The sequence below is a fragment of the Haloarcula taiwanensis genome (assembly GCA_002844335.1).
Taxonomy (GTDB): Archaea; Halobacteriota; Halobacteria; order Halobacteriales; family Haloarculaceae; genus Haloarcula; species Haloarcula taiwanensis.
On record CP019155.1, the window covers coordinates 88,395 to 113,442 of the forward strand.

Here is a 25,048-nt window from a genome sequence, read left to right on the forward strand (position 1 = left end):
ACAGTTCGATAGTCGAACCCCTTTATCTGGGTCCGGAACTTTATTATTTAATCCAGTTCTCGACATAGGGGCGTCACTTGCGCAGAGAGCAATCATTTTAGTATGCGTATTCAAAGAAAGGGGCAGATGATAGACAAACAGTCAGAAATGCGCGGGGCGGTGGCGCGATGAGTGACGGACTCGTTCCCGGCGAGGTCATCCCGGACGAAGGGACAGTGACGCTGAACGAGGGCCGGGAAACGACCGAGGTGACCGTCGGGAACACGGGCGACAGACCCTCGCAGGTCGGGTCCCACTTCCACTTCTTCGAGGCTAATGCAGCCCTGGAGTTCGACCGCGAAGCGGCCATGGGGATGCGGCTGAACATCCCCGCCGGGACGGCCGTCCGGTTCGAGCCAGGCGACGAACAGACCGTCGAGCTTGTCGAAATCGGCGGGAAGCGCCGCGCCCACGGGATGAACGGCCTCGTGAACGGGAGCGTCGACGGCGACACGAGCGACGCGGTCGAGCGCATGCGCGCGGCCGGATTCGGAGACAGCGGGGCCGACGACGAGGAGGGAGCGGAGTGACACGCGACATCGACCGCGAGAACTACGCCGAACTGTACGGGCCGACGGAAGGCGACAAAGTTCGGCTCGGCGACACGGAGCTGTTCGCCGAGGTCGAGAAGGACCTGCGGACCCACGGCGACGAGGCGGTGTTCGGCGGCGGCAAGACCCTCCGTGACGGGCTGGGCATGGCACCCGGCGTCACGCAGGCGGAGGGCGCGCTCGACTGGGTGCTGACGAACGCGACGATTATCGACCCCGTGCTGGGCATCGTCGCCGCCGACATCGGCATCCGAAACGGCGAAATCGCCGGCATCGGGAAGGCCGGCAACCCCGACACGATGGACGGCGTCGACATGGTCGTCGGCCCGTCGACGGACGTGTACCCGGCCGAGGGGAAGATCGCGACCGCCGGGGGCCTGGACATCCACATCCACTTTAACTCCGCACAGCTCCACGAAAACGCGCTGTCGGGCGGTATCACGACGATGCTCGGCGGCGGGTACGGGGGCGGCGCGACGACGACCACGACCGGCCCGGAGAACATCAAGCGCTTCCTGCAGGCAGCCGAGGCGTGGCCGGTCAACGTCGGCTTCTACGGGAAGGGCAACGCTTCGGAACCGGGACCGCTCCGCGAGCAGGTCGCGGCCGGGGCTTGCGGGCTGAAACTCCACGAGGACTGGGGGTCGACGCCCGAGACCATCGATACCTGCCTCGAAGTCGCCGAGGACGAGGACGTGCAGGTCTGTATGCACACGGACACGCTGAACGAGGCGGGCTTCTTGGAGAACACCTTCGGGGCCGTCGACGGCCGGACCATGCACCTGTTCCACATCGAGGGTGCGGGCGGCGGCCACGCGCCGGACATCATGGAGATGGTCGGCGAGCCGAACATGCTCCCGTCGTCGACCAATCCGTCGATGCCCTACACCGACAACACGTTCGACGAGCACCTCGACATGGTGATGGTGTGTCACCACCTCAACCCCGACGTGCCAGAGGACGTGGCCTTCGCAGAGTCGCGGGTGCGGGCGGAGACCATCGCCGCCGAGGACGTCTTGCACGACATGGGGGCCATCTCGATGATGACCTCCGACTCACAGGCGATGGGGCGGATGGCCGAGGTCATCCCGCGCACCTGGCAGACCGCCTCGAAGATGAAGTCCCAGCGCGGGCCGCTCCCCGAGGACGAGGGGACCGGCGCGGACAACCACCGCATCAAGCGCTACATCTCGAAGTACACCATCAACCCCGCCATCTCTGCGGGCATCGACGAGTACGTCGGGACGCTGGAACCGGGGAAACTGGCCGACATCTGCCTCTGGGACCCCGCCTTCTTCGGCGTCAAGCCGGCGATGACGTTCAAGGGCGGCTTCCCGGTCCACTCCGAGATGGGCGAGGCCAACGGCTCGCTGATGACCTGCGAGCCCATCATCCAGCGCGAGCGGGCCGGCGCGGTCGGCAAGGCCAGACACGCCCTCTCGCTGTCGTTCGTCTCCCCGGCGGCCGCCGAGGCCGGCGTCGGCGAGGAGTACGGGCTCGACTCCCGCGTCGTGCCGATAGAGGGCGCGCGAACGCCCGGCAAGGACGACATGGTGTACAACGACTACTGCCCCGACGACATCGAGGTCGACCCCGAGACGTTCGAGGTCCGGGTCGACGGCGAACACGTCACCTGCGAACCGTCCTCCGAACTACCACTCGCACAGCGGTACCTGCTATGAAACTCACAGCCAAAGAACAGGAGCGACTCACGGTCTTTACCGCCGCAGAGGTCGCGCGACGCCGCAAGGAACGCGGCGTCCCGCTGAACCACCCCGAAGCCGTCGCCTACATCAGCGACTGGTGCATCGAGCGCGGCCGCGACGGTCAGTCCGTCGCCGAAATCCGGTCGGGCGCGTCGAAACTGCTCGGCCGCGAGGACGTGATGGACGGCGTCCCGGAGATGATCGACATGATTCAGGTCGAACCGGTGTTCCCCGACGGGACGAAACTCGTCACGGTTCACGACCCGATTCGCTCCGACAGTGTCGGGGCGGCCGACAGCGAGAGCGAGGACGCGGCGGCCGACGGCGGCGACGCCGCGACGGAGGCCGAGGAGTGAGCCTCACGCACCGCGACGTGGCGACGGTCGGCATCGGCGGCCCGGTCGGCTCCGGGAAGACGTCGCTGTTGACCGCGCTCGTCCCGAAACTGCGTGAGCAGGGCCTGGACGTGGGCGTCATCGCCAACGACATCCTGACCCAGGAGGACGCCGACGTGCTCCGCGAGCGGTTCGCCGGGGTCGTCCCCGAGGACCTCGTCGCCGGCGTCGAGACCGGCGCGTGCCCGCACACGGGCATCCGCGAGGACCCGTCGATGAACCTCCAGCAGATAGACGCCTTCCTCGCCGAGCACCCGGAACTGGACCTCGTGTTGGTCGAGAGCGGCGGCGACAACCTCGCGGCGACGTTCAACCCCGAACTCGCCGACTACTCGCTGTACGTCATCTCCGTCGCCGAGGGCGAGGACATCCCCCGCAAGCGCGGGCCGGGGGTCGTCGACTGTGACCTGCTCGTCGTCAACAAGACCGACCTCGCGCCCCACGTCGGCGTCGACCTCGACGTGATGGAGCGGGACGCCGACGAGGTCCGGGACGGCCCCGTCGTCTTCACCAACTGCAAGGACGAGACAAACGTCGACGAGGTGCTGTCACACGTCCGGGAGGGGGTGCTGTTCGCCTGATGGCCGCCGACGCGCCCCATCCGGCGTTCGAGGGGTACGCGACCGAGGCCGTCCCGCAGGCCGCCGTGGGGTCGCCGGGCAAGGACGGGGTGCTCGAACTGACCTTCGAGCGGACCGGCGACGGGACGACCCTGGTCCACGACTACGCGACGGTCCCGTTCCACATCTCGGGGACGCTGGGCCACGACCCCCTCCCCGAGGCCGACACCGTCTTCGTCCAGTCGCCGACCGGCGGCGTCGCACAGGGCGACCGCCACGACGTGACCGTCGAGGTCGGCGAGGACGCCGTCGCCCACGTCTCGACCCAGAGTTCGACGAAGGTCCAGACGATGACGTGTAACTACGCCGCCGCCGAGACGACCCTCAGCGTCGGTGCCGACGCCCACCTGGACTACGTGCCCGAGCCGACGATTCTCCACGCCGACTCGCGGTACCTGCAGGAGCTGTCGGTCGAGTTGGCCCCCGGCGCGACCGCCGTCGTCAGCGACGTGGTCGTCCCCGGACGACTCGCCCGCGGCGAGCGCTTCGAGTTCGAGCGGTACCTCTCCCGCGTGCGTGCAGACGGGCCGGACGGCCTCCTGTTCGAGGACGCGACGCACCTGACGCCGGCCGACGGCGACCCCACGGCCCCCGGCGTCCTCGGCGAGTTCACCGTCTACGGGACGGCGTTTGTCCTCGCGCCCGACCGCGACGAGGGCGAACTGAGCGACGCCTTGCACGCGGTCGTCGCCGACGGCGAGGCCCGGGCCGGCGCGACGGCGCTCCCGAACGGTGCCGGCGTCGCGGTCCGTGCCCTCGGCGACCGGGCCGAGACCGTGCAGTCGACGCTGCACGCGGCCTGGGACCACGCCCGACGGGAGTTGCTGGACGTGCCCGCGCCGTCCGGGAGGAAGTACTGATGCTGGTCGCGGACACCTACCTCGGCCACCGCGACGACGAGGCCGTCGCCGAGGCGGTCGACGGGTCGGACCACGCGACGGTCGTGCTCTCGGACACCGAACGGCGGCGCTCGCGGGTGCGCACCGAGACGACGGCCGGCCGGGACCTCGGTATCGTGGTCGCCCGCGACCTCGCGGACGGCGACGTGTTGGAAGCCGACGGCGGCACCCTCGTCGTCGTCGAACTCGCCGCGGTCGAGGCCCTGGTGCTCGATTTCGCCGCCAGCGACGTGTCATCGACCGCGGCGCTGGAGGTCGGTCACGCGGTCGGGAACAGGCACTGGAACCTCGCGGTCCGCGGCGAAGAGGCCCTGTTCCCGGTCACTGAGTCGAAATCGAGGATGGAGGCCACGGTGGCCGACCTGCTCCCTGCGGACGTGCCGACGCGGTACGAGCACGTGCCGCCGACCACCTTTGACGATGACGAGGTCGACCACACCCACGGTGACGGGGGTCACGGAGGCCACAGTCACGGCGGCCGCGCCCACGACCACGGCGTCCGCACTATCGACGGAGAAGAGCAGTGAGCGACGCTGCAACGCTCGAATCGTTCCGGCTGGCGGATTCGTTCTTGCCGGTCGGGACCTACACTGTCTCCTACGGGCTGGAACAGTTCATTCAAGACGACCGGGTCGAGGACGCGACCGACCTCGAAGCGCTCCTGTCGACGTACCTCCGCCGGCAGGTCGGCCCCGCCGAACTCGTCGCGTTACGGGCCGCACACGCTGCCGCCAGCGGCGGTGACCTCGATGAGGTCTGCCGGGCCGACCGGCGGCTTTCGGCCGTGACGCTGGCCGCGGAGTTCCGCGAGAGCGCCCAGCAGTCCGGCGACCGACTGCTCTCACTCCAGACGGAACTGCGCGACGAGGCCATGCTGGACCGCTACGCGGAGCGCGTCGACGCCGACGACGCGCCCGGGAACTACGCCGTCGTGCTCGGCGTTGCGACGGGACTGGCCGGCGTCGCCGTCCGCGAGGCCTGCCTGCTGTGCTGTCACGGCTTCGTTACTGGACTGCTCGGCGCGGCTCAGCGGCTCCTCTCGCTTGGCCACACGGACGCCCAGCGGATTCTGGACGACCTGCAGCCGGTGATGACGGCCGCAGTCGTGGAGAGCGCTGACCGGGGGCTGGACGAGATGGCTCCGTTTGCCCCCCTCGTAGACGTACTGGCCGCCGACCACGAACGGGCAGAGCGCCGGCTGTTCGCCAGTTGACGGCCAGACGTTCGAGCGCAACAGGTCGGCCAGTACTGTTCCCGGACAGGCTCTCAGAGGAAAGAAGAAACCGGGGGAGTTCGGGTGTCAGGGCTGGCCCGTTATTCAGCACTCGCGACGAGCAGAAATGTCTCCGGCCGCACAGCTGCGAACTCAACCGTGAACTCGTGCTGTCGGAGCGCGTCCGTCGCCTCGTCAGCGGAAAATCGTTCATCGACGGGCGGCCCACTGTGACCACTGCCGGAAGCCGCCCAATCGGCGACAGCGAACGTTCCGCCAGATTTGAGCACTCGTGCAACCTCGTTTAGCGCCCCGTCGCTAGCGAACTCGTGGTACGTCATCGTCGAGAACGCCCCATCAAGGCCGGCAGTATCGAACGGGAGGTCATCGACCGCGCTCGTCACAAGATCGACGTTGTCGGGGACACCTTTCTCCCGGTAGTAGTCGTGCATCGCCTCCTGGATATCCACGGCGTACACGTGGTCAACGGCCGATGCAACATCGTCGGTGTAGAAACCAGTCCCACTCCCGAGGTCCGCGACCGTGTCGTCCCGATTGGCCGACAACGCCCAGCGGAGCTCTTCCGCGGAGAGAAATCGGTACCGTTGCTGTGCGTCTTCGAGCTTGTCGGCCCGGTCGGCGTCGAACGTGTGATACCCCATGTTAGAGGTTCTGGAACGCCTCGTCAACGATTTCGCCGGTGTCAGCCACGATGTCTGCCATCTCCTCGTTGTGGGGGGCCATTCCAACGAGGCGAGCAATACGCATAATCGAAACGTGATAGACGCGCTGTTGTTCGGGTTCTTCCTCCCAGATGACGACGTTGCAGGCCATGAGTGCGCCGAGTTTGTTGTCCGTCGCGTCGAGAGCACGGTCAGCGACCTCGGGATTGCAGGCACCCAGCACGTAGTATGGGTCACGGTCCGCGTCAATCTTCTCGTTGAGCATCTCAGACGGCGAGAATTCGACGGGGACCCCGAATCCAGCGTCGGTAAACACGTCCCGGACGTGTTCGATAGCGTCCTCGTGGCTCATTTCGAGCGTCGCCTGTTGTTCACCGATGTCTTCAGGGTCGATCTGACTCGGGTCGATTGGGAGCGTCATTCGTGTATTGTATTGTGGCTACAGAACAAAATCTCTTCGGGTGCACGTCAGCGGCGTGAGCCGTTCTCGCAGATCTTGAATCAGACGAATCGGTCGCTACATATTGAGGGTGTGACTGTCATCTGTGGGCTGAATATAGGTATCGTCCAGCCACTCAGGAGTGATGTAGATGTAGAGTGGCACGGAAACTGCGCCGTGAGCGAGTGCTACCGAGCTACCGCGCTGGGTCTGTCCTTGGAATCCCGCGCCAACGCTCTCAGGAAGAACCGGTCGTGTGAAAAGTGGGCAGCAATACCACAAATACAGTGGTATCAAAGGTTCAGCCACGGGTACGACTCAATCGTTCTCCGCCACAAAGACGACATGAGCGGTTGAGTAAGCAGCACCGGGTGTGTCGAGGCCGGGGAGTGAAACTGGCACGACACCGCGACGGGGGAGACTGCCTTGACGGTAAAAGTCGTGTCACTTGTATGACTGTGCTCCCACCCACTCGTTAGCTAGCAGCTTTTGCGTGCATTTGTGCGAACTGTACACAAGTCTTTTAACCGCGTAGCGGCTACGAAGACGTGATAACAATGCCAGATTCGATGTCTGAACAACTCCGACAGGACATGCAGTGCGAGGGGCTATTGGAATGTTTCCACGGCCTCAAGGAACTCGATAAAGAGTGCTTTCGAGCGCTCGTCGAGGCTGACGAACCGCTGACCGTCGACGAGCTCGCCGAAGCAGTCGACCGAGAGCGCTCGACCGCGTATCGCGCCGTCCAGCGGCTCCTCCAGACGGGCTTCATCGAGAAAGACCAGATCAACTACGATCAAGGCGGCTACTACCACGTCTACTCGCCGACAGACCCGTCACAGATCGCAGACGAGATGCAGCGGATGCTCAACGACTGGTACGCAAAGATGGGGCAACTGATTCAGGAGTTCGAAAACAAGTACGAACAGGCTGAGTCCACGGCCCCTACTGTCGAAAGCTAACGACGCCCCTCTATCGTACCCTGGCTCCCGCGCCGCGTCGATTTGTACCTGTGGCGACGTATATTTTTACGGTGTCTGTCCGGCATTCAATAATTCATAGTATTGTGCTTTCTGTGCAAACACTTATTTATCGCAAACGCCTATGATATATCGATGACAACCGATACTCCGTCCGACACCGAGATGGCCGCGACGAACGAACCGCTTCACATTGACGGAGCGGACCAACTCAACGATGTCATCGGCAAGCACAATGTCGTCCTCGTGGATTTTTATGCCGACTGGTGTGGCCCGTGCCAGATGCTCGAACCGGTAGTCAAGACGCTAGCCGCGGAAACCGATGCGACCGTAGCCAAGGTCGATGTCGACGCCAACCAGCAACTCGCTCAGTCGTATGGTGTCCGGGGCGTCCCAACACTCATTCTGTTCGCCGACGGTGAGCAGGTCGAAGAGATCGTCGGCGTCAGAGGCGAAGCTGACCTCCGAGCGCTTATCGAGTCCTACACTGAATAGAATCGCATTTCTACACCGTCGAATAAGGAAAGTATCGCGACGACTGAGTCGAGCACGTGAGGTCGACCACCGTCGACGACGAGTCTGAGAAGCCGAGTCGCCCGCCATCCGCCAGCACGCGGTTGCCCTCTGTGGGCTCAGCTCACTCACTGTCCGACTGATCTTGGTTTATAAATACTTGGTGCGAGTTCAACCCCGGTGCACGCACCCACTCGTAATATATTGTCGGGTCCGCTATTACGCCACGTAATGACAAAAGCAGCCATCATCATCCTCGCAGGGACGGAGGGACACGAAAACCTCGGCCGGCTCGCAAACGGCCTCGAAGCCGCAGCGGAGTTCGCACAGAACGATGAAGACGACCTCGAACTCATCTTCGACGGGGCCGGAACACAGTGGATTCCGGAACTCGAAGACGAGGACAGCGACTACCACGAACTGTATCAGAGTCTCAAGGATGACGTTGCAGTCTGTGACTACTGTTCCGGCGCGTTCGGCGTCGAAGACGCCGTCGACGACGCCGGGCTTGTCACGCTGGACGACCACGACGGCCACCCGAGCATCCGCTCACTCGTCGACGACGACTACGAGGTCATCACCTTCTAATTCCGACAGCAGAGGTCCAATCGCGCTGTATCGACCCACAGCGCGGCTGAATCGAAGGCCGTCCGTGTCTTTCACGGGAACCACCGGACAGCCAATTCGAATCCGCTCCGGACACAAATATTCACAGTGGTCTCTGCAGTTACCCATTTCTCACTCAACACTAAGTACTGCAGCGACGCAACGGACTGTATGACAGACCCGTTCGTAGTCATCGGTGGCGACGCAGCCGGGCTAAGCGCCGCGAGCAAGTTCGCCCGTGAGGCACCGGACCGTGGCGTGATTGTCTTCGAGAAGGGTGAGTGGGTGTCCTACGCCCACTGCGGGACGCCGTACTACGTGAAGGGAACTGTCGAGCGGCTGACTGACCTCCTCTCGCTGTCGCCCGAGCAGGCGGCCGAACGAGGTATCGACCTTCGCCGGGACCACGAGGTCGTCAGCGTCGATACCGATGCCGAGACGGTCACCGTCGCGCACGACGGCGAGACGTTCGACCAGCCATACGGCGACCTGCTCGTCGCGACAGGTGCACACGCCGTGACTGGACCGATCGCAGGGGCGGACCTCGACGGCGCGTTCACGATGCACGGGCTGGACTCGGCCGCCGCAGTCCGCGCCGCGCTGTCCGGACCTGACGACGACGCCGTCGACACGAGTATCGAATACGTCGATACGGCGCTCGTCAAAAAGTATACCGACTGGGAGCCACCCGAGCGCGTCGCCATCGTCGGCGGCGGCTACGTCGGCGTGGAGATGGCCGAGGCGTTCCGCGCCCACGACGTGGAGACGCACCTCTTCCAGCGGTCGGGCCACCTCCTGCCGCCGTTCGGGGAAGCAGTGGGCGAGCGCGTTGCCGACCACCTCCGGGAGCAGGGCGTGACGCTGCATCTGAACACCGCTGTAGACGAACTCGTCGGCGACGAAAACGGGCGTGTTGCGTCAGTCGCTCACGACAGCGGCACCACCGATATGGGCCTCGCACTGGTCGGTATCGGCATCCGGCCGAACACCGCACTCGTCACAGACACACCGGTTGAACTGGGTGGTTCCGGGGCGATAGCGGTCGACGAGTACGGGGCGACGAACGTCGATGGCGTCTACGCCGCCGGGGACTGCGCCGAGGACCGCCACGCCGTGACCGATGCGCCCGACTGGGTTCCGCTCGGACTGACTGCGAACCGGGCCGGTCGCGCAATCGGGCAGACCGTCGCTGGTGACCCCTCCCTCGTCGGCGATATCGCCGGGACAGCCGTCGTGAAGGCGTTCGACCTCGAATGCGGGCGCGTCGGCCTCCTCGACCACGAAGAGGCCAGCGCTGCCGGGTTCGACCCGGTATCGAAAACAGTCACCGCCGGCTCCCGGTCAGGGTACTACCCCGGCGGCGACGACACCGACGTGACATTGGTCGCAGACCGGAAGAGCGGTCGCCTGCTGGGCGGTGCAATCGTCGGCGAAGACCGAGCGGCGATACGTATCGACACGCTCGCGACGGCCATCGAGGCTGATATGACTGTCGACGAACTGGAACGACTTGACCTGGCGTACGCGCCGCCGTTCAGCCCCGTCTGGGACCCGGTGCTGGTCGCCGCGAAGGTGCTCAACGGACACCTCTAGGGGCCACGGCTCAGAGCGTTACAGACGCTTCACGCCGCTGGCGACAGCGAGGTACAGCGGCAAGGCGAGCAAGAGAGCCCCACCGATCAACCCCCAGTCGGCGAAGCCGAGCGGGACCGTCCCGAAGTAGGTGTTGAGAGGAGTGTACAGGACGGCGAGCTGCAGGAGTACCGACCCACAAACGGCGGAGGCCAGCCACCGGTTCGACAGTTGCGGTGTCTCCCGGAGCCAGCGAATCACGTGCAGTTTCTCGAATTCGAGGAAGACGAACCCGGTGAACACCATCGTCATCGCGTAAGGCGTGACTGTGGGTGCGCCTGCAAGCGTGACCAGTAGCAGCCCGAGCATTACGGCTGTCGAAATGACTCCCGTGCCCCCGATGAGTGCGAGCATCTCGCGGTCGATGATGCCCCGGTCCGGGTCTCTGGGCGGCCGCTGCATCACGTCGCCGCTTTTCGGGTCGGCCCCAAGCGCGAGCGCTGGCAGTCCGTCAGTCAGGAGATTAATCCACAGCAATTGTACCGCCGGCAAGACGAGGTAGCCAAAGAGCGAGGCGAGAAAGACGATAGCCACTTCTGCCACATTGGCACTCAGCAGGTACCCGACGAACTTCCAGACGTTGTCGAAGATCGCCCGTCCGCGCTCGATTGCCCGCTCGATTGTCGCGTAGTTATCGTCCAGCAGGATAACATCGCTGGCCTGTTTGGCCACGTCAGTTCCGCGGACGCCCATTGCGACGCCGATATCGGCGTTTTTCAGCGCCGGTGCGTCGTTGACCCCGTCGCCAGTCATTGCGACGGTATGGCCGTTCGCCTGTAACGCTTGCAGAATCCGTACTTTGTGCTCCGGAGACGTGCGTGCGAACACGTCCACAGACTCGACGCGGTCACGGAGCGCTGCCTCGGAGCAATCCTCGACGTCGCGGCCGTCCATCACGCGCTCGCCGATCCCGAGTTTGCCGGCGATGGCCGCGGCGGTCCGGACGTTGTCCCCGGTCACCATCTTCACGCCGACGCCGGCACGCTCAGTCGCCGCAATCGCGTCGGCGACCTCTCCACGGGCCGGGTCGATCATGCCGAGCAGCCCGGCGAAGATCAGGTCGTCGCTGATATCGTCGGCCCGCCCGGTTGTGTCATCGCGTTCGACCACGTCGGCGTCCGCTGAGTACGCCACGGCGAGCACCCTGAGCGCGTCGTCAGCGAACGCTCTGACTTGCCCCCTGATCTGCTCGGCGCTGTCGGCCGTTAGGTCCGCCGGTCCAGTGTCGGTGAGGACACGGGCGCACTTCGAGAGGATGACTTCGGGTGCGCCTTTGACGTAGACCGTGTCATCGTGCACAGTGCCCATCCACTTGCGCTCCGAGGAGAACGGTATCTCGTCTGTTCTCGGGTTCGCTTCACGGAGACGTTCGACGTTGATGCCGGACTCATCAGCCGCCATGACGATGGCCTGCTCCGTCGGGTCGCCCTCTTCGAGGGTCGCATCGCTACACAGTGTCCCTGCACGCAGCACTTTGGCAACGCGGTCCGGCAAGGATTCCCCGTCTATCTCGCCAGTGTCGACAACGGCGTTGTTGACCCAGATCCGACTAACTGACATTCGCCCCTCGGTCAGCGTCCCGGTCTTGTCCGTACAGATGACATCGACGGAGCCCAGCGCCTCGACGGCGGGCAAGCGCCGCACGAGCGCGTTCTCGTCGGCCATTTTCCGGACACCGAGGGCCAGCGTTAGCGTCACCACCGCTGGAAGGCCTTCCGGAACCGCAGCCACCGCGAGTGATATCGCGGTGAGTGCCGCCTGAACCAGTTCGGTCCCCTGGAGGACGAGAAGAGGGACAACGAGCGCAGCAAGAGCTATCACACCGATACCAAGTGTCCGCCCGAGTGCGTCGAGTTCAGTCTGGAGTGGTGTGTCGGTTTCCTCCGTGCCCGCGAGCTTGCGGGCGATGGACCCGACCTCAGTGTTCATCCCGGTTGTCGTGATGACGGCGACAGCCGAACCGCGCGTGACGTTCGTCCCCTTGTACACCATCGGTTCGCGCTCCGCAAGCGGTGTATCGGTTCCGACCGGCTCAGTTCCCTTCGCGACCGGCGTGCTCTCACCAGTGAGCGCTGCTTCGTCTACTTCCAAGGACTGACAGTCAATCAGCCGACCGTCGGCTGGAACGACGTCACCGCTCTCCAGTTCGATAACGTCACCCGGGACGAGTTCGGTCGCGTCGACCTCGACAGATTTGCCGTCGCGCCTGACTGTCGCGGTTGGAGCGGTCAGTTCTCGCAAGGATTCGAGCGTTCCCTCTGCACGGTAGTCCTGGACGAAGCCGAACAGACCGTTCCCGACTACAATCACGGCTATCAGGACTGCGTCGACAGCGTGTCCCGCCCACACGGACAGTATCGCGGCCGCAACGAGAACCCAGATAAGGCCGCTATCGAACTGTGCAACAGCGATATCGAGTGGTGTCCGTTTGCTGCCCTGCGTGATTTCGTTCTCGCCGTGTCTGTCGCGCCGAGAGCGGGCTTCCGACGCCGATAGCCCGGCAGACTCGCTGTCGAGTCCGGAAAGAACGTCGGCAGTCGGTTGCGTGTGGGCAGCTTCGGACATGGACGGCAGATCTACCGCTGTGTTGATATGAGTTTACCTCCGTAGTACGGCAGTGCTTCTTTGAGACGCTGGTTTCGACGGGGAATGGACGCATCAATTGTATGATATCCATACTCGCACTCGCCGGTACTGCTGAGAGCCGTCTCGTGTTAGAGTTCGGTTCGTCCCGTCAGGTCATCCGGCACGAGGCGGTAAAATTCGAATGTCACCTCGCGGAGCGGGCGTTCGAAGATGTCGACCAGCGGAATGTCGACGTGTTCGAGTCCCGCTAGCGTGTCCGTCTCAATTCCCTCCCGTTCGACATCTTCAAGTCGACCGCTGGCGGCCACACTCTGCCACCCAGTCTCTGTCTCGCGATAGGTCACGAACGTCGCCGAGCGGTCGCTGAGTTCGCCCTTCGACTTCTCAGCGCCGACAGCCAGCCGGAAATAGAAGGTAGTAGTCGGCGCGTCGTACCCGTATGATACCGGAACCGAGTGTGGCGGTGCGTCGCCGGCAGCCAGCGAGAGGACGCCCGTCCCCCCGTTGCCCAGAAGCGCGTCCCGTTCCTCGTCCGTCATCGTAATCGGGTTGTCCGCGGACATAGTTACTGTCACAACAGGAACAGCAATAAGTGCACGGTCGAGCCGCATCTGACTGCTGGCTCGCTGGGGACATGGCCGACGCCGTCCGCAGTCAGACGCTGGCAGACAGAAACGCGTGACGCTGTTTTCAGGCTTTGTCGCCATGCTGGTCTCGGGCATTGACTGCCAGCACAGGCATGTCAGCGTGTCTGATGACCCGTTCTGTCGTGCTTCCCATGAGGAACCGATTGAGCCCTGTCCGACCGGCCGTCCCCATCGCAATCAGATCGACATCGTTCTCCTCAGCGTAATCGAGAATATCTGCCGCCGGGAATCCATCGACGACCTGCGTGACAGCGTCCACGCCGGACTCGCGTGCTTGCGCTGCAATCCGCTCGGTCACCTTCTTACCTTGTGATTCCAGAGTATCGATCAAGTCTTTCGGCAGCGTGTATTCCGAACCGGTCGCCACGTCGCCGAGGTTGACGACGTTCAGAACGTGAACGCGAGAATCGAACTGCGCTGCAATCTCGCATGCCGGTTCGACAGCAGCCGTTGCAGACGTGCTTCCGTCCGTCGGGATGAGAATGTCGTCGTAGGAGTCGGTCTCGCGACTCTGTTCGGTTGCGCGGACGGTAAAAACGGGGACATCAGCCTGCCGGACGACGCTCTCTGTCACGCTTCCGGCGAGATATCGCCCGACACCGGTACGACCGTGCGTTCCCATCGCAATCAGGTCGATATCGTGGTCGTCGCGGTATGCACAGATCTCGTCGACAGGATTGCCCGTGCGGATAGTCGTCTGTATCGCTCCAGCGGCGTCCACCGCGTCTGTGATGGCCGTGACTGCTGCGTCGGCGTCGGCCCTCATGCGGTCGCGTGTCTCGTCGTCGAGTTCACCACTGCTGAATGGTCCGCCCGCCGTTCGCGTATCGATGACAGCCATGACGTGCAGAGTCCCGCTGAACGCACGCGCAAGCGCTGCCCCGTGTTCAGCGGCCCGGGTTGCGTGCTCGCTGCCGTCGGTCGGAACCAGGATTGAATCGAACATTGCTGCGTTTACAGCTCGTTGCTGTCAGTCAATAAACTGCAGTCGTGGTTCTCACGTTATTAGAAATCCGGTAGGTGGGTGTGGCACCCAACTGTTTTACCGGGATTATCACGAGTTCTCGGCGGGATGTGTCCCGGGAATATAACGAGTACCGGGTCCGTTCGGAGATGGCGCAGTATCTGTGCCACACAGCAGGCGGCCTCTCCCTGAGGAGCGCGCTCTACTTTTTTTACCGTGGGGTCACATTCAGGATACGTAACTGGATGATCAGACGCGAGCTATGACAATCGATGAATTAGAGGCGTACGGACTTGAGCGGATGGACGACGAGGAGATACAGGAGTTCCTCGCCACACACTCAACCGGCGTCCTCGGGCTTCCGACAACAGATGTTCCGTATCTGCTGCCGCTCTCGTACGGCTTCGACGATGGGGCGTGTCTCTATTTCACGTACCTGCTGGGCGAGTCAAGTCAGAAAGCGGACCTAACTGAGCGGGCCGGCCGCGGCCGGTTTCTCGTTTACGAGATTGACACCGCGTTTGAGTGGCAGAGCGTGATGCTTGCCGGGGATATCAACAGTGTCCCAGAAGACGAGTGGGCAGAGATTACGGCGATGACACAAAACGCCTGGCGACCCAACACGCTCCAGACGGCCACCACGTCCGGCGGAGTCGCGCTTTACGAATTCGAGATAACGGATCTCACCGGAATCAAGCAGACCGGACTGGCTCCCGACTTTCGGGAGAACATCGAACCGTGACTGTCGGTTGCTCGTGGTACAACCGGACGACATTACTGAAATGACGATACTCCTGCGCCAGTAGAAGCTGGCAGATTCCGCTGTTGGCGGGCGCTACGTGTAATAAGGTGCAACTAAGTGAGGATTGTAAGTAGATTGAAATAGGATGGGAGCCTGCGCTGGCAGAAGTCGCCGAGAGAGGCGACGCCGTTGACGTCGAGGTCACCACTCGATGCTGTCACGGGAACCCGTACCTGGAAATTATCAGCTATACAGACGAGGTCGACGCCGATCTGGTCGTGCTCGGCTACCACGGCCATTCTCACAGCAAAGGCAACCAGATCGGCAGTGTGACAGACCGGGTTGTCCAGAACGCGGGGCGGCCAGTGCTGGTGGCTACCTGAGAGGGCGACAGATCCGTTCGAACAGGGGTTCGCCGGTGGAGGTGTGTCTGAGTACATCCGTCTGTGATTCAGCGGCGGCAGCGACGGCGACCGAAACCGATTCCAGTGCTACTGTTCGAAACAGACTATTGAGAGATGCTCCAACCGACGGCTGACTGGATCGGTCCCGGTCAATCCGCAGTGTTGATCGCCGTACTAGGCCTCGCTACACTCGGAACGGTGGCGCTGTTTGTCGTCGCAGCGGTCAGTACACGCCGGCGCCGGTCACGCCCGTACGTGCTGTTGACCGTCGCTATCGGGTTACTGGTCGTGCGGTCCGTGGTCGGTATCGGGACCGTTCTCGGTGTCGTCCCGATGGTCGTACACCACCTCACTGAACACGGGTTCGACTTCCTGATCGCGCTGCTGGTACTGAGTGCGATCTATTCGGTCGCACCGCCGAGCGTCCCCGACTGACCGGCGTTTCGACGGTCGCACCATGAACCATTTGGTGTCGTTCAGTGTACTACCTCGTATGTCCAAACACACAACAGGGTTCACACGGCGATGCTTCTTGGCCGGGGCTGGGACTGTGGCCGTCGTCTCGCTTTCGGGGTGTCTGGGAACCAGTGAGGAGATGGACCCGGTCAGCATCGAAAGCGGCCAGAACTGTGACCAGTGTGGAATGGTTATCGACCAGCACCCGGGGCCAGCCGGCCAAACGTACTATCAGAACAATTCGCCCGAGGGCCACGACCCGCCGGCACGGTTCTGCAGTACGACCTGCACGTATCGCCACCGATTCGCCAAAGAACAATCGGGGTGGACGCCCGCGGAAACGTTCCTCACCGACTACAGTACACGCGACTACGAGACCCAGACCGACGGGGGCAAGACAATTATCTCTCGCCATCTGGGGCGAGAAGCCTTCGCTTCGACGGAACGCCTCACTGTCGTCGCGAACTCCGAGGTAGAGGGTGCGATGGGGACCGCTATCGTTCCGTTTAGCGACAGCGGGGACGCCGAGTCGTTTGCCGAAGAACACGGCGGTCAGACGCTCCCCGCAGAGGAGATATCGCGGGAACTAGTCGGCGGAATGTAGGCGAGTTCCCACGCGGTGAGAACGTTCGATACCCTGTTGTTTCGGTGGATAGAACGCTGTCTTGAAGACAATGTCCACGGTTACTGAGCAAGTGCGTTCCCACGTCGAGTCCAAACCGGGAGTTCATTTCAACGCGCTTGCAGCAGATCTCGATATCGCGACTGGCCAAGCACAGTATCACCTGCGGAAACTGCGCCGTGCCGGCGATATCGTCGCCGAAGAGATTCAGGGTAAAACGCACTATTACAGCCGGGAGTACGACCCCTGGGAGCGGCGTGTACTCGCCTTTGCCCGGCGGGAGACTGCGCGGACGATTCTCTTGCATCTTCTGGAAGCGGAGTCCCTGTCAGCAGACGAACTGACCGACCGGCTGGGCGTCGCCCGGAGTACGGTTTCCTGGCACGTTTCGGCACTGGCCGACGCAGAGATACTCGAGAAGTCGTACGGTGACCGGGGTCGTGTCGTCGTGACCCTGACTGACCCGAACGAGACACAGCGGCTGCTTGCGGCGGTTCGTCCGTCGCTTACAGATCGTCTTATCGACCGGTTCACGCGGCTGGTCGACGAAGGGCTCGCGGCCGCGGCAGACGACGGCTGAACTCAGGCCGCATCCGTCGCGAGCATCGCCCCCACAAACGTGAGTCCCCACCAGAACAGCAGCGAAAGGGAGGCGACCCACGTCGGGACGAACGCCGACCGGCCCGGAACAGCGACGTACAGGACCTGATCGAACACGAGTCCGCGGTAGGCTCCCGCCGGGGTCATGGCGAGCGCGCCGCCGAGGGTGTCCGTGGTAACACCGGTGTCAAGCGCTGCGAATACCGCCAGATCACTTCCGACAGTGAGGACGAGCAGCCCGGCGAGTGCGAGCACAAGCGCCCGGCCCCGGCTGCCGGCGAGCGCTGACAGCAGGAACGCGATAGTCAGCGAGGAGAGCGCATACAGGACGGTCAGCGCGATAAACCGGATGAACAGGAACGGTGAGTCGACGCCGCGATGGCTCGCAAACACCGTCGTCTCCGGTCCTGCAGTCGTCGCCACGTTGATGCCCAGCGCCAGCAACGGACCGACGACAATAGTGAGCAACAGCAGGGCGCGGCCCGCGTACACTCCGCCGACGTACGCCCACGTCGACAGCGGATAGGTGTCGAGGATGTCGAGTTCGCCCCGGACGGCGGGGTCAGCAATCGCGCGATAGCCGACGGCAAAGGCAAGCGTCGGCACGAGTACTTCGACGGCGACGAGCGTATCAACGACGGTTGGAACGTAGCCGCCGGCTGGGCCACCGCCGGCGTGGGCGAGGCCGAACAGAACAACCCCCGTGACCACACCGAGGGCGATATATGTGCGTGTCCTGACTGCGCTCCGGACCTCTCGGACGAAGACCGTCCAGAAGCGACCGCCCGCTGTCATGGCTTCTCTCCCCCCGGCGCAGCGATAGTGGTTCTGTCCTGTTCGAGAAGCGCTGTAAACGTCTCGTGGAGCGGCCCGCCGGTCTGTTCCCGCAGAGATGCAACCGACCCGGTTCGGACAAGGCGACCGGACTCGAGCACAACCAGTCGGTCAGCCGTTTCCTCGACGAGTGGCAGTTCGTGCGAGCACAGAACCACGGCGCGACCGGCGTCGGCAATCGATTCGACGATGTCGAATATCAGACGGCTCATCGCCGGGTCGAGCCCGCTCGCTGGCTCGTCGAGCATCACAATCGGCGGGTCGCCGGCCAGTGCCTGCGCGATTCCCAGCAGGCGCGTCATTCCCCCGGAGAGTCCTGAGACGGGGCGGCTGGCCACTTCTTCGAGGCCGACACGTTCAAGCAGTCGGTCCGGATCGTCGTCGACGAGGTCCGCGTAGAATCCGGCCGTCTCCCGGACGCTGAACCCCGGCCGGAAGGTCGGCCGCTGTGGCAGGTAGCCCAGTTGCCGTTCGGCGTCAGGCCCGCTGTACGAGACGGTGCCGCTTGTGGGTCGCTCGACGCCCAGAAGCATGCGCAGGAGCGTCGTTTTCCCGGACCCGTTCGGACCGATGAATCCGGTGACGGCGTTGGACGGGATGTCGAGTGATACTTCTGAGACGGCCGTCACATCACCGTACGATTTCGTGACATCCGACGCCGTGAGGTACGTCTCGCCGGTCATGCTGGGTCCTCCATGGCTGTCTCGTTTCGAAGTCGCCTGACGGTCTCGGGATTCGCAGGGTCCGACAGAGGTGCCCTGTCGACGATGCTTCCCCGGCGAAAGCCGGGTGTGGTGCCGCGAAGCGCTCGGAGACCCCGGACGCTCGGGGCCGACCTGAGGGCGATGGCGGCGTCAGTCTGATGGAGCCGACGGTCGACGGAATCGGTGGGTGAGTAGGACTGGGCCAGCACCGGGCCAGTTTTGCCAGTGAGGTCGTACGCGCCGCTCCAGTAGTTCCCTCTGCCGTCGTGTGTGTACACGCGTAGCGGCCCCGGCCCGGAGACGGCGTGGCGGTCGTTTGCGATGAAATCGTTCTCGGTGACGATGTTCGACGGGACGACTGTCGACGCTCTCACACCGATGTCGTTCCCGTACAGGACGTTGTGCTCGTACAGGGACTGGTCGGCGTTGGTCGACATCGCCTGCGTAGTGTCGACCACCACGTTGTGCGCAATATAGCTCCGGGAGCCGGCTAACATGACGCCACTCCCGGAGTGGCGCACGTCGTTCCCGACGATGGCGTTCGCCACGGGGTTCGTCATGACGACGACACCAGCGTACTCCTGTCCCCGGGCGACGTTGTCGGCAACGAGCGACCGGGAGGTGTACATCAGGTGGACGCCGAAGCGGTTGTCCCGGAAGGTGTTGTTCCGGATGACGGTCCCGTCGGCCCGGTGGAGATACACGCCGTCACGCCCGCCGTTGAACACCGAGTCCTGCACGACAATCGGCCCATGCATCCCGATAACGCCCATAAACCCATCCTGCCAGTCTGCCGTCCCGTTGACCGTGACGTTCTCGACGACCGAGCCGGATGCCTGTCGCAGAACGACGCCGCTTGCGGGCGTCTCGGCGGTGAGATTCGCGACGTACAGTCCTGAAACGTTGCGACCGGTCACGGCGGCGTCGCTGTTGCCGTAGGCGGTCGTGACGGTCGCGTCCCAGGCGCTGTCGTTGGCCGTCGCTGGGTCGCCGACTGTCCTGTTGCCGACGCCGACGATTTCGAACCCGGTGACGCCGACCCGGTCGGCGGTCACTGTCACGACAGTACCGTTCCCACCACCGTCGAGCGTCGCTCCGGAACCGCGGAGTGTGAGTGGTTTGTCTATCGTCACCTGCTCGTTGTACGTCCCGGTCGGGACAACGACCGTCGTGTTCGGCGGGGCCGCATCGACGGCCGCCTGCACCGTTGGGGCATCGGTTCCGACTTCGACAGAGACAGGTCGGTCTCGACGCTGTCGTGTTGCCTGTACGATTGCGTTCGCATCATTTCGCCGCGGACCGACCTGTTTTCGGACTGCCGCCGCCTGCTGGAGGTCGAACGAGTGTGTCTTGAGGGCCTCCCAGTCGACGATTCGACCGCCACAGCTATCGGTGAACGCTTCGGCGTCGTCCCGGTCGGCGAACGGCACAACTGCCGACCCGGACGGGACCCGCGCCGACCCGTCGACGACGTAGTAGGCCTGATTAGCTTCGACCCAGTCCGGCGGCGTTGCGGTCCGGAGCGAGCCGTCGTCACCGCACCTGACTGGCCGGTCACTGTAGTCAGAAACGTACACCGCAAGTGGATAGCCGAACTGCTGCTCGTGCCCCGGTTCCGTGAGCGCGGTCACAGCCTGATCGATGCCGACGTAGCCGACAACGTAGCGGTACTGTGAGTAGAAGACTTGCGCCCGCGGAACGCTGATGCTCCGATTCCGGGCGATCTGTTCGTCGGCCATCGTGATCCCACGCTGGACAGTGTTATCAAACGGGACTGGTTCAGGACGGGCGCTGGTTGTATCGACGGCAAACGACATCGCAACGATCAGTGTGCCAAGAACTACCGCAAGGAGCGCGACGAGTTGCACAGTCGACAGGGCTAGTCGCATCTGCCGGTACTACGAGTGAGGCCCCATTACAGTATGTGGTGTGGCTCTCGAAACTGGCAGCGCACCCGCACACGGTCACCCACACCAGACCGGAGCACAGTTCTAGGGCGTTCAAGTGGCGTCGTTTTGCTACCCTGATAAAATCGCCTACGTTTTACCGGTCGGCTACTTGTAGCTGCACTCCCATTACTCAGCGTAGAAATGGGCACCGACCAGAACCGAAATCCCCGGGCCGAGCAGACAGTCTGTCCGTACTGCGGCGTCGGCTGTACGATACAGTACGCGGACAACGGAAAGGCGACCGGCACAGCGGGGCCAGTGAACACGAAAGGAGAGATCTGTCCGAAGGGTGGAGCCGCGTACGACGTGGTCGAACACGGGGACCGACTGACCGAGCCACTCGTCCGTGAGAACGGGCAGTTCGCCACTGCGCCCTGGGAAACCGCCATGGCTCGCGTGGCCGACCGGCTCAATGACATCGTCGACCAGCACGGGCCGGACGCCGTCGAGTTCTTCGCGTCCTCGAACTGCACGAACGAGGAAAACTACGTCTTTCAGAAGATTGCGCGGATGCTCGGCACCAACAACGTCGACAACTGCGCTCGCCTCTGTCATTCGTCGACGGTCGCCGCGATGAGCGAGCGGTTCGGTGCCGGAGCGATGACGAACACGCTCGATGACCTCGCGGAAACCGACTGTCTGCTCGTCACCGGCGCGAATCCGGCCGAACAGCACCCCGTCATTTTCCGGTCGTATTTCCTGCCGGCGATTCGGAACGGGGCCACGCTCATCCATATCGACCCGCGCGAGACGGACACGACCGATGCCGCCGACATCCACCTCGATGTTCGCCCCGGATACGATATCGAACTCCTCAATTCGATGGCGAAAGTCTTTCTCGACGAGGACCTCGTCGACGAGTCCTTTGTCGAGGAACGTACAACCGGCTATTCAGACTTGACGGCACATCTCGACAACGTCGACGTCGGATCGGGTGCCGACGTAGCCGGCGTCGACCCGGAAACCGTTCGGGAGGCAGCCCGAGCATACGCCGAGGCCGATACAGCGGCAATCGTCACCGGGATGGGAATGAGCCAGCACACGTGCGGGACCGACAACGTCCACGCGCTGTTGAACCTCGCGCTGTTGACCGGCAACGTCGGTCGCCCGGGCACGGGTGTGAACCCCCTCCGTGGCCAGAACAACGTCCAGGGGGCCGGCGACGTTGGCGCGCTTCCCAGCGTGCTCCCCGGCTACGAACCCGTTACGGACCCGGATGCTCGACAGCGTGTCGCCGACGAGTGGGGTGTCGAGCCGCCGAGCGAACCCGGCCTGACGGAGACGACTGCGACACATCAGTTCGGCGACGCGGTCAAGGCTGCGGTGGTGTTCGGCGAGAACCCGGCCGTCACGGAACCGAACGCCAGTTCTGTCAGGGCCGGCTTTGACGACCTCGATTTCTGCGTCGTCATCGACCTTTTCGAGACAGCGACCGTCGACCACGCCGATGTCGTGCTGCCGGGAAGCAGCTGGGCGGAGAAAGCGGGGACCGTGACCAACACGGACCGGCGGGTGATGCGGATGCGGCCGAACGCCGATCTGCCCGGAAACGCCCGTCGGGACCTCGATATCCTCACAGACCTCGGTCATCGGTTGGTCGACCAGCCAGACGCGTTCGACTACGACGGGCCTGAAGCGGTGTTCGAGGAGCTAACGCGGGTCACTCCGCTGTACGCCGGTATGAGTTACGACGGCATCGGTGAGGGCTACCAGCGCTGGCCGTTCCCGGCAGAGGCCGATTCCGGAACCGACGTGCTCCACACGGAGACGTTCGCCTCGGGCGAACAAACGGCGCCGCTACGCCCAGTCTCGCCGACACCGCCAGCCGATGCCGTCTCCGGGGACCAGCTCGTGCTCACGACGGGACGCGCGCTCCAGCACTTCAACAGCGGCGCGCTCACTCGCCGGTCGGAGACGCTCATGCGAATGCGCGGAGAGGACGTGCTCGAAATCCATCCAGACGACGCTGCCGCTCGCGGTATCGAGGACGGCGATGCTGTCGTCGTGGAGAACGGCCGGGGCAGCGTGACAGTGTCGGCGGCTGTGACGGCGGCCATTCGGCCCGGTGTCGTATTCTGCACGTTCCACTATCTGGACCCGCTCGCAAACGCCCTAACCGGTGACTCGCTCGACCCGGTCGCCGAGATTCCCGAGTACAAGCATTCGGCGGTGACGGTACGGAAGGCAGGGTAGCAGAGCCGGCGGGGGACTGGGCGTACAGGCGGCCGATTCGAACGGCGTGCGAGGCCTGGGCGACGCGCTCCAGTCACCAATAAAACAGTTTCTACGGTTCTCACTGCAGTGGATTAGTCGCAATAGTAATTCCTGTCGGACGCGTAGATGAATGTATGTTGGATAGTCGAAAAAGTCGTAAGCTCAGTGCAGCAGTCGTCCTCTTCCAGGGGGTCGTGACTGCGCTCTTCCCGCAGATAAGTGTCAAGTTCATCAAATCCATGATCGGAAAGAACTTCGACAATGCGTCGGAGTTGCAGGTGAAGCCAGCGTATCGCCGGCAGTTGCGCGCAGTCGGCGTTGGTATGGTTGCCGCAGCCGGTACGGATCTCCTGTTGCAGAGCGCTGGAGAGACAGACGACGACCTGCCCGCGGCTGACGGGGACGGCGAATAGCGAAGGCAACAACATCGCCGGAACTCCAGTCTCCCAACTCCTTCATCAGCGAGAGTGGCGCGGACCGGTGGGGTTGAAGTTCATCACGCGGGCACCTTTCTCGAACACACTGAAGCCGGCTCAGTCGTCGCTGTCGACTGTCGCCTCGGTGCCGGCGGTACGGACCTGTGTGGCTTCACTCTCCACGTTAACGCCTTCCCAGTCGTGGTCCGTGTGGTACCCCTCGCGTTCTTTCGCGCTCTGGGCGACACGGATGAACTCCGCCTTATCACGGGCCGTAGCGATGGTCTGTCCGCCACAGTAGGAGAGTCCGGAGCGAATGCCGGCACAGAATTCCTCAGCCACAGCAGCGACCGAGCCTTTGTACGGAGTCAGTGCTTCGACTCCCTCGTCAGCGCTGACGTTGTTCTGTTTGTCGTCACGGTCTTCGGCCGCGGCGGTGGTCGCCATCCCCCGCGACCGCTTGTACTGCGTCCCGTCGACTTCGACGATCGCACCGGGAGCCTCCTCCGTGCCGGCAAAGAGGCTGCCGAGCATCACGGTATCGGCACCGGCCATGAGGGCTTTCACCGCATCACCAGACGTGCGAATCCCGCCATCCGCACAGAGGGTGATGTCAAGATCCGCAGCGGCTGTGGCGCAGTCATCGACAGCGGTCAGCTGTGGGACGCCGGCACCCGCGACCTTCCGGGTGGTACAGTGTGACCCCGGTCCGATGCCGACTTTGACACAGTCGGCTCCGGCGGCGGCAAGGTCTTCAACACCTGCGGGCGTCGCAACGTTGCCGGCGATGAGGTCAGTGTCGGGAAACTCGTCAGCGAGCGTCTCGACGGCATCAAGCGCCCGCTCAAGATGACCATGGGCTACGTCGACGACGAGCGCATCAACGCCGGCCGCAATGACGGCCGCGCTCCGCGCCACGTAATCCTCATTTATACCGACGGCAGCACCGACCCGTTCGTCCGCGGTCTTCACTTGCGTGACCTGTTCGGCCTGTTCGTCCGGCGTCAAGAAGCGATGCAACACCCCAAACCCGCCTGAACGCGAAAGCTCGATTGCCAGTGCTGCCTCTGTGACAGTGTCCATCGCGGCCGAGACGAGCGGCGTGTCTAGTTCAACGGTTGGAGTAAGGGGCGTCGAGAGGTCGATGTCGCTCCGACTGTCGACCGGTGATCGTTTCGGGACGAGAAGAACGTCGCCATAACTCAATCCAGTACGTAACTCGTTCATGCCCCGCTGCTAGTGTACCGCCTAGAACAAAAGTAGGTCGGATTGGAGAGTTCCCCCGGAAACGTGAGTGGCCGAAACAGAGGTTGCGCTCCAGCAAGGAAGCGGATGACGGGTGGCGGTGGGCACCGTGTGTGCCACCCACTGCAGTCAGAGGCACGACCGGGTTCTGAATCCGAGGCATGGGGTGAAACGCGTGGGCTCAAAGTATGAAGAAGCCCAGAGCGGGAGCCAGAACCCGTGTTTACGTAAGCCGCCGTTGGTCATATCTTTTGTGGTAAGCCTTAACACAGTGGCAGGTCTGCACAATCCAGTCAGCACCGGAACGCGCAGCTCTGCCGATCACACGAACGAATGGTACGTTGCTGTGGGGTGGGAGAGGTGGGTGCAACGCACCATCGGAAGTCGTC

The 25,048-nt window shown here is 63.5% G+C and carries 26 protein-coding genes and 1 pseudogene; 18 read left to right on the top strand and 9 right to left on the bottom strand.

Annotated features, from left to right (window positions below):
* Positions 1-167 precede the first annotated feature (167 nt).
* The 7 genes from BVU17_15560 to BVU17_15590 are packed head-to-tail and all read left to right on the top strand — an operon-like array spanning position 168 to position 5,423.
* Positions 168-569, top strand: coding sequence for an urease subunit beta (locus tag BVU17_15560; protein AUG49010.1), 402 nt, complete (start codon positions 168-170; stop codon positions 567-569).
* Complete coding sequence (locus BVU17_15565) at positions 566-2,272, top strand: urease subunit alpha (protein AUG49011.1); 1,707 nt, start codon at positions 566-568, stop codon at positions 2,270-2,272. Before BVU17_15560 ends, BVU17_15565 begins: the two co-directional genes overlap by 4 nt.
* Positions 2,269-2,652: an urease subunit gamma gene (locus BVU17_15570; GenBank protein AUG49012.1), complete on the top strand. Its 384-nt coding sequence runs from the start codon at positions 2,269-2,271 to the stop codon at positions 2,650-2,652. The genes BVU17_15565 and BVU17_15570 overlap by 4 nt, the downstream gene beginning before the upstream one ends.
* Positions 2,649-3,272: an urease accessory protein UreG gene (locus BVU17_15575; protein AUG49013.1), complete on the top strand. Its 624-nt coding sequence runs from the start codon at positions 2,649-2,651 to the stop codon at positions 3,270-3,272. Before BVU17_15570 ends, BVU17_15575 begins: the two co-directional genes overlap by 4 nt.
* Positions 3,272-4,171, top strand: coding sequence for an urease accessory protein UreD (locus BVU17_15580; GenBank protein AUG49014.1), 900 nt, complete (start codon positions 3,272-3,274; stop codon positions 4,169-4,171). The genes BVU17_15575 and BVU17_15580 overlap by 1 nt, the downstream gene beginning before the upstream one ends.
* Complete coding sequence (locus tag BVU17_15585) at positions 4,171-4,737, top strand: urease accessory protein UreE (GenBank protein AUG49015.1); 567 nt, start codon at positions 4,171-4,173, stop codon at positions 4,735-4,737. Before BVU17_15580 ends, BVU17_15585 begins: the two co-directional genes overlap by 1 nt.
* Positions 4,734-5,423, top strand: a complete 690-nt coding sequence (locus tag BVU17_15590) for an urease accessory protein UreF (protein AUG49016.1) — start codon at positions 4,734-4,736, stop codon at positions 5,421-5,423. The genes BVU17_15585 and BVU17_15590 overlap by 4 nt, the downstream gene beginning before the upstream one ends.
* 101 nt (positions 5,424-5,524) lie before the next feature.
* Here BVU17_15590 and BVU17_15595 read toward each other — a convergent pair whose 3' ends face one another.
* On the bottom strand, positions 5,525-6,085 hold the full coding sequence (locus tag BVU17_15595; GenBank protein AUG49017.1) for an SAM-dependent methyltransferase: 561 nt from the start codon (positions 6,083-6,085) through the stop codon (positions 5,525-5,527).
* A 1-nt stretch (position 6,086) separates the two neighbouring features.
* Complete coding sequence (locus BVU17_15600) at positions 6,087-6,527, bottom strand: hypothetical protein (protein ID AUG49018.1); 441 nt, start codon at positions 6,525-6,527, stop codon at positions 6,087-6,089.
* A 575-nt stretch (positions 6,528-7,102) separates the two neighbouring features.
* On the opposite strand from BVU17_15600, the gene BVU17_15605 reads away from it, so the two are divergent.
* The 4 genes from BVU17_15605 to BVU17_15620 all read left to right on the top strand — a co-directional run bounded on the left by BVU17_15605 (position 7,103) and on the right by BVU17_15620 (position 10,237).
* A complete protein-coding gene (locus BVU17_15605) occupies positions 7,103-7,507 on the top strand; it encodes a transcriptional regulator (GenBank protein AUG49019.1) in 405 nt (134 codons plus the stop codon).
* Positions 7,508-7,660: 153 nt separating this feature from the next.
* Positions 7,661-8,020, top strand: a complete 360-nt coding sequence (locus BVU17_15610) for a thioredoxin (GenBank protein AUG49020.1) — start codon at positions 7,661-7,663, stop codon at positions 8,018-8,020.
* A 249-nt stretch (positions 8,021-8,269) separates the two neighbouring features.
* The gene (locus BVU17_15615; protein AUG49021.1) at positions 8,270-8,626 is read left to right on the top strand and encodes a hypothetical protein; all 357 of its coding nucleotides are present in this window, start codon (positions 8,270-8,272) and stop codon (positions 8,624-8,626) included.
* A 189-nt stretch (positions 8,627-8,815) separates the two neighbouring features.
* On the top strand, positions 8,816-10,237 hold the full coding sequence (locus BVU17_15620) for a pyridine nucleotide-disulfide oxidoreductase (GenBank protein AUG49022.1): 1,422 nt from the start codon (positions 8,816-8,818) through the stop codon (positions 10,235-10,237).
* Positions 10,238-10,255: 18 nt separating this feature from the next.
* Here the strand turns inward: BVU17_15620 and BVU17_15625 are convergent, their stop codons facing one another.
* From BVU17_15625 to BVU17_15635, 3 genes are all read right to left on the bottom strand, one after another.
* A complete protein-coding gene (locus BVU17_15625) occupies positions 10,256-12,841 on the bottom strand; it encodes a calcium-translocating P-type ATPase, PMCA-type (protein AUG49023.1) in 2,586 nt (861 codons plus the stop codon).
* A gap of 149 nt (positions 12,842-12,990) precedes the next feature.
* Positions 12,991-13,425 carry a flavin-nucleotide-binding protein gene (locus tag BVU17_15630; GenBank protein ID AUG49024.1) on the bottom strand — a complete coding sequence of 145 codons (435 nt, stop codon included), beginning with the start codon at positions 13,423-13,425 and terminating at the stop codon, positions 12,991-12,993.
* 127 nt (positions 13,426-13,552) lie between these two features.
* Positions 13,553-14,455, bottom strand: coding sequence for a universal stress protein (locus BVU17_15635; GenBank protein ID AUG49025.1), 903 nt, complete (start codon positions 14,453-14,455; stop codon positions 13,553-13,555).
* A gap of 280 nt (positions 14,456-14,735) precedes the next feature.
* Between BVU17_15635 and BVU17_15640 the strand changes: the two genes are divergently transcribed.
* The 5 genes and pseudogenes from BVU17_15640 (at position 14,736) to BVU17_15660 (ending at position 17,277) form a co-directional block, all read left to right on the top strand.
* Positions 14,736-15,215, top strand: a complete 480-nt coding sequence (locus BVU17_15640; GenBank protein ID AUG49026.1) for a pyridoxamine 5'-phosphate oxidase — start codon at positions 14,736-14,738, stop codon at positions 15,213-15,215.
* Between the two features lie 158 nt (positions 15,216-15,373).
* Positions 15,374-15,598 (top strand): annotated as a pseudogene (locus BVU17_15645) (universal stress protein).
* A 135-nt stretch (positions 15,599-15,733) separates the two neighbouring features.
* Positions 15,734-16,054, top strand: coding sequence for a hypothetical protein (locus BVU17_15650; protein AUG49027.1), 321 nt, complete (start codon positions 15,734-15,736; stop codon positions 16,052-16,054).
* A gap of 58 nt (positions 16,055-16,112) precedes the next feature.
* Entirely contained in the window at positions 16,113-16,679 is a 567-nt protein-coding gene (locus BVU17_15655) for a nitrous oxide reductase accessory protein NosL (protein ID AUG49028.1), read from the top strand.
* Positions 16,680-16,749: 70 nt separating this feature from the next.
* Complete coding sequence (locus tag BVU17_15660; GenBank protein ID AUG49029.1) at positions 16,750-17,277, top strand: ArsR family transcriptional regulator; 528 nt, start codon at positions 16,750-16,752, stop codon at positions 17,275-17,277.
* 2 nt (positions 17,278-17,279) lie between these two features.
* Here BVU17_15660 and BVU17_15665 read toward each other — a convergent pair whose 3' ends face one another.
* Genes BVU17_15665 through BVU17_15675 form a run of 3 tightly spaced genes read right to left on the bottom strand, consistent with a single transcriptional unit; the run spans position 17,280 to position 20,724 of the window.
* Positions 17,280-18,092, bottom strand: coding sequence for a hypothetical protein (locus tag BVU17_15665; protein ID AUG49030.1), 813 nt, complete (start codon positions 18,090-18,092; stop codon positions 17,280-17,282).
* The gene (locus BVU17_15670) at positions 18,089-18,814 is read right to left on the bottom strand and encodes an ABC transporter ATP-binding protein (GenBank protein AUG49031.1); all 726 of its coding nucleotides are present in this window, start codon (positions 18,812-18,814) and stop codon (positions 18,089-18,091) included. Before BVU17_15670 ends, BVU17_15665 begins: the two co-directional genes overlap by 4 nt.
* Complete coding sequence (locus BVU17_15675) at positions 18,811-20,724, bottom strand: copper-binding protein (GenBank protein ID AUG49032.1); 1,914 nt, start codon at positions 20,722-20,724, stop codon at positions 18,811-18,813. Before BVU17_15675 ends, BVU17_15670 begins: the two co-directional genes overlap by 4 nt.
* 201 nt (positions 20,725-20,925) lie before the next feature.
* On the opposite strand from BVU17_15675, the gene BVU17_15680 reads away from it, so the two are divergent.
* The gene (locus tag BVU17_15680) at positions 20,926-22,977 is read left to right on the top strand and encodes a formate dehydrogenase subunit alpha (protein AUG49033.1); all 2,052 of its coding nucleotides are present in this window, start codon (positions 20,926-20,928) and stop codon (positions 22,975-22,977) included.
* Between the two features lie 155 nt (positions 22,978-23,132).
* Positions 23,133-23,411 carry a hypothetical protein gene (locus BVU17_15685; GenBank protein ID AUG49034.1) on the top strand — a complete coding sequence of 93 codons (279 nt, stop codon included), beginning with the start codon at positions 23,133-23,135 and terminating at the stop codon, positions 23,409-23,411.
* Between the two features lie 120 nt (positions 23,412-23,531).
* On the opposite strand, the gene BVU17_15690 is transcribed toward BVU17_15685, so the two are convergent.
* Positions 23,532-24,641, bottom strand: coding sequence for a guanosine monophosphate reductase (locus BVU17_15690; GenBank protein AUG49035.1), 1,110 nt, complete (start codon positions 24,639-24,641; stop codon positions 23,532-23,534).
* Between the last annotated feature and the right edge of the window lie 407 nt (positions 24,642-25,048).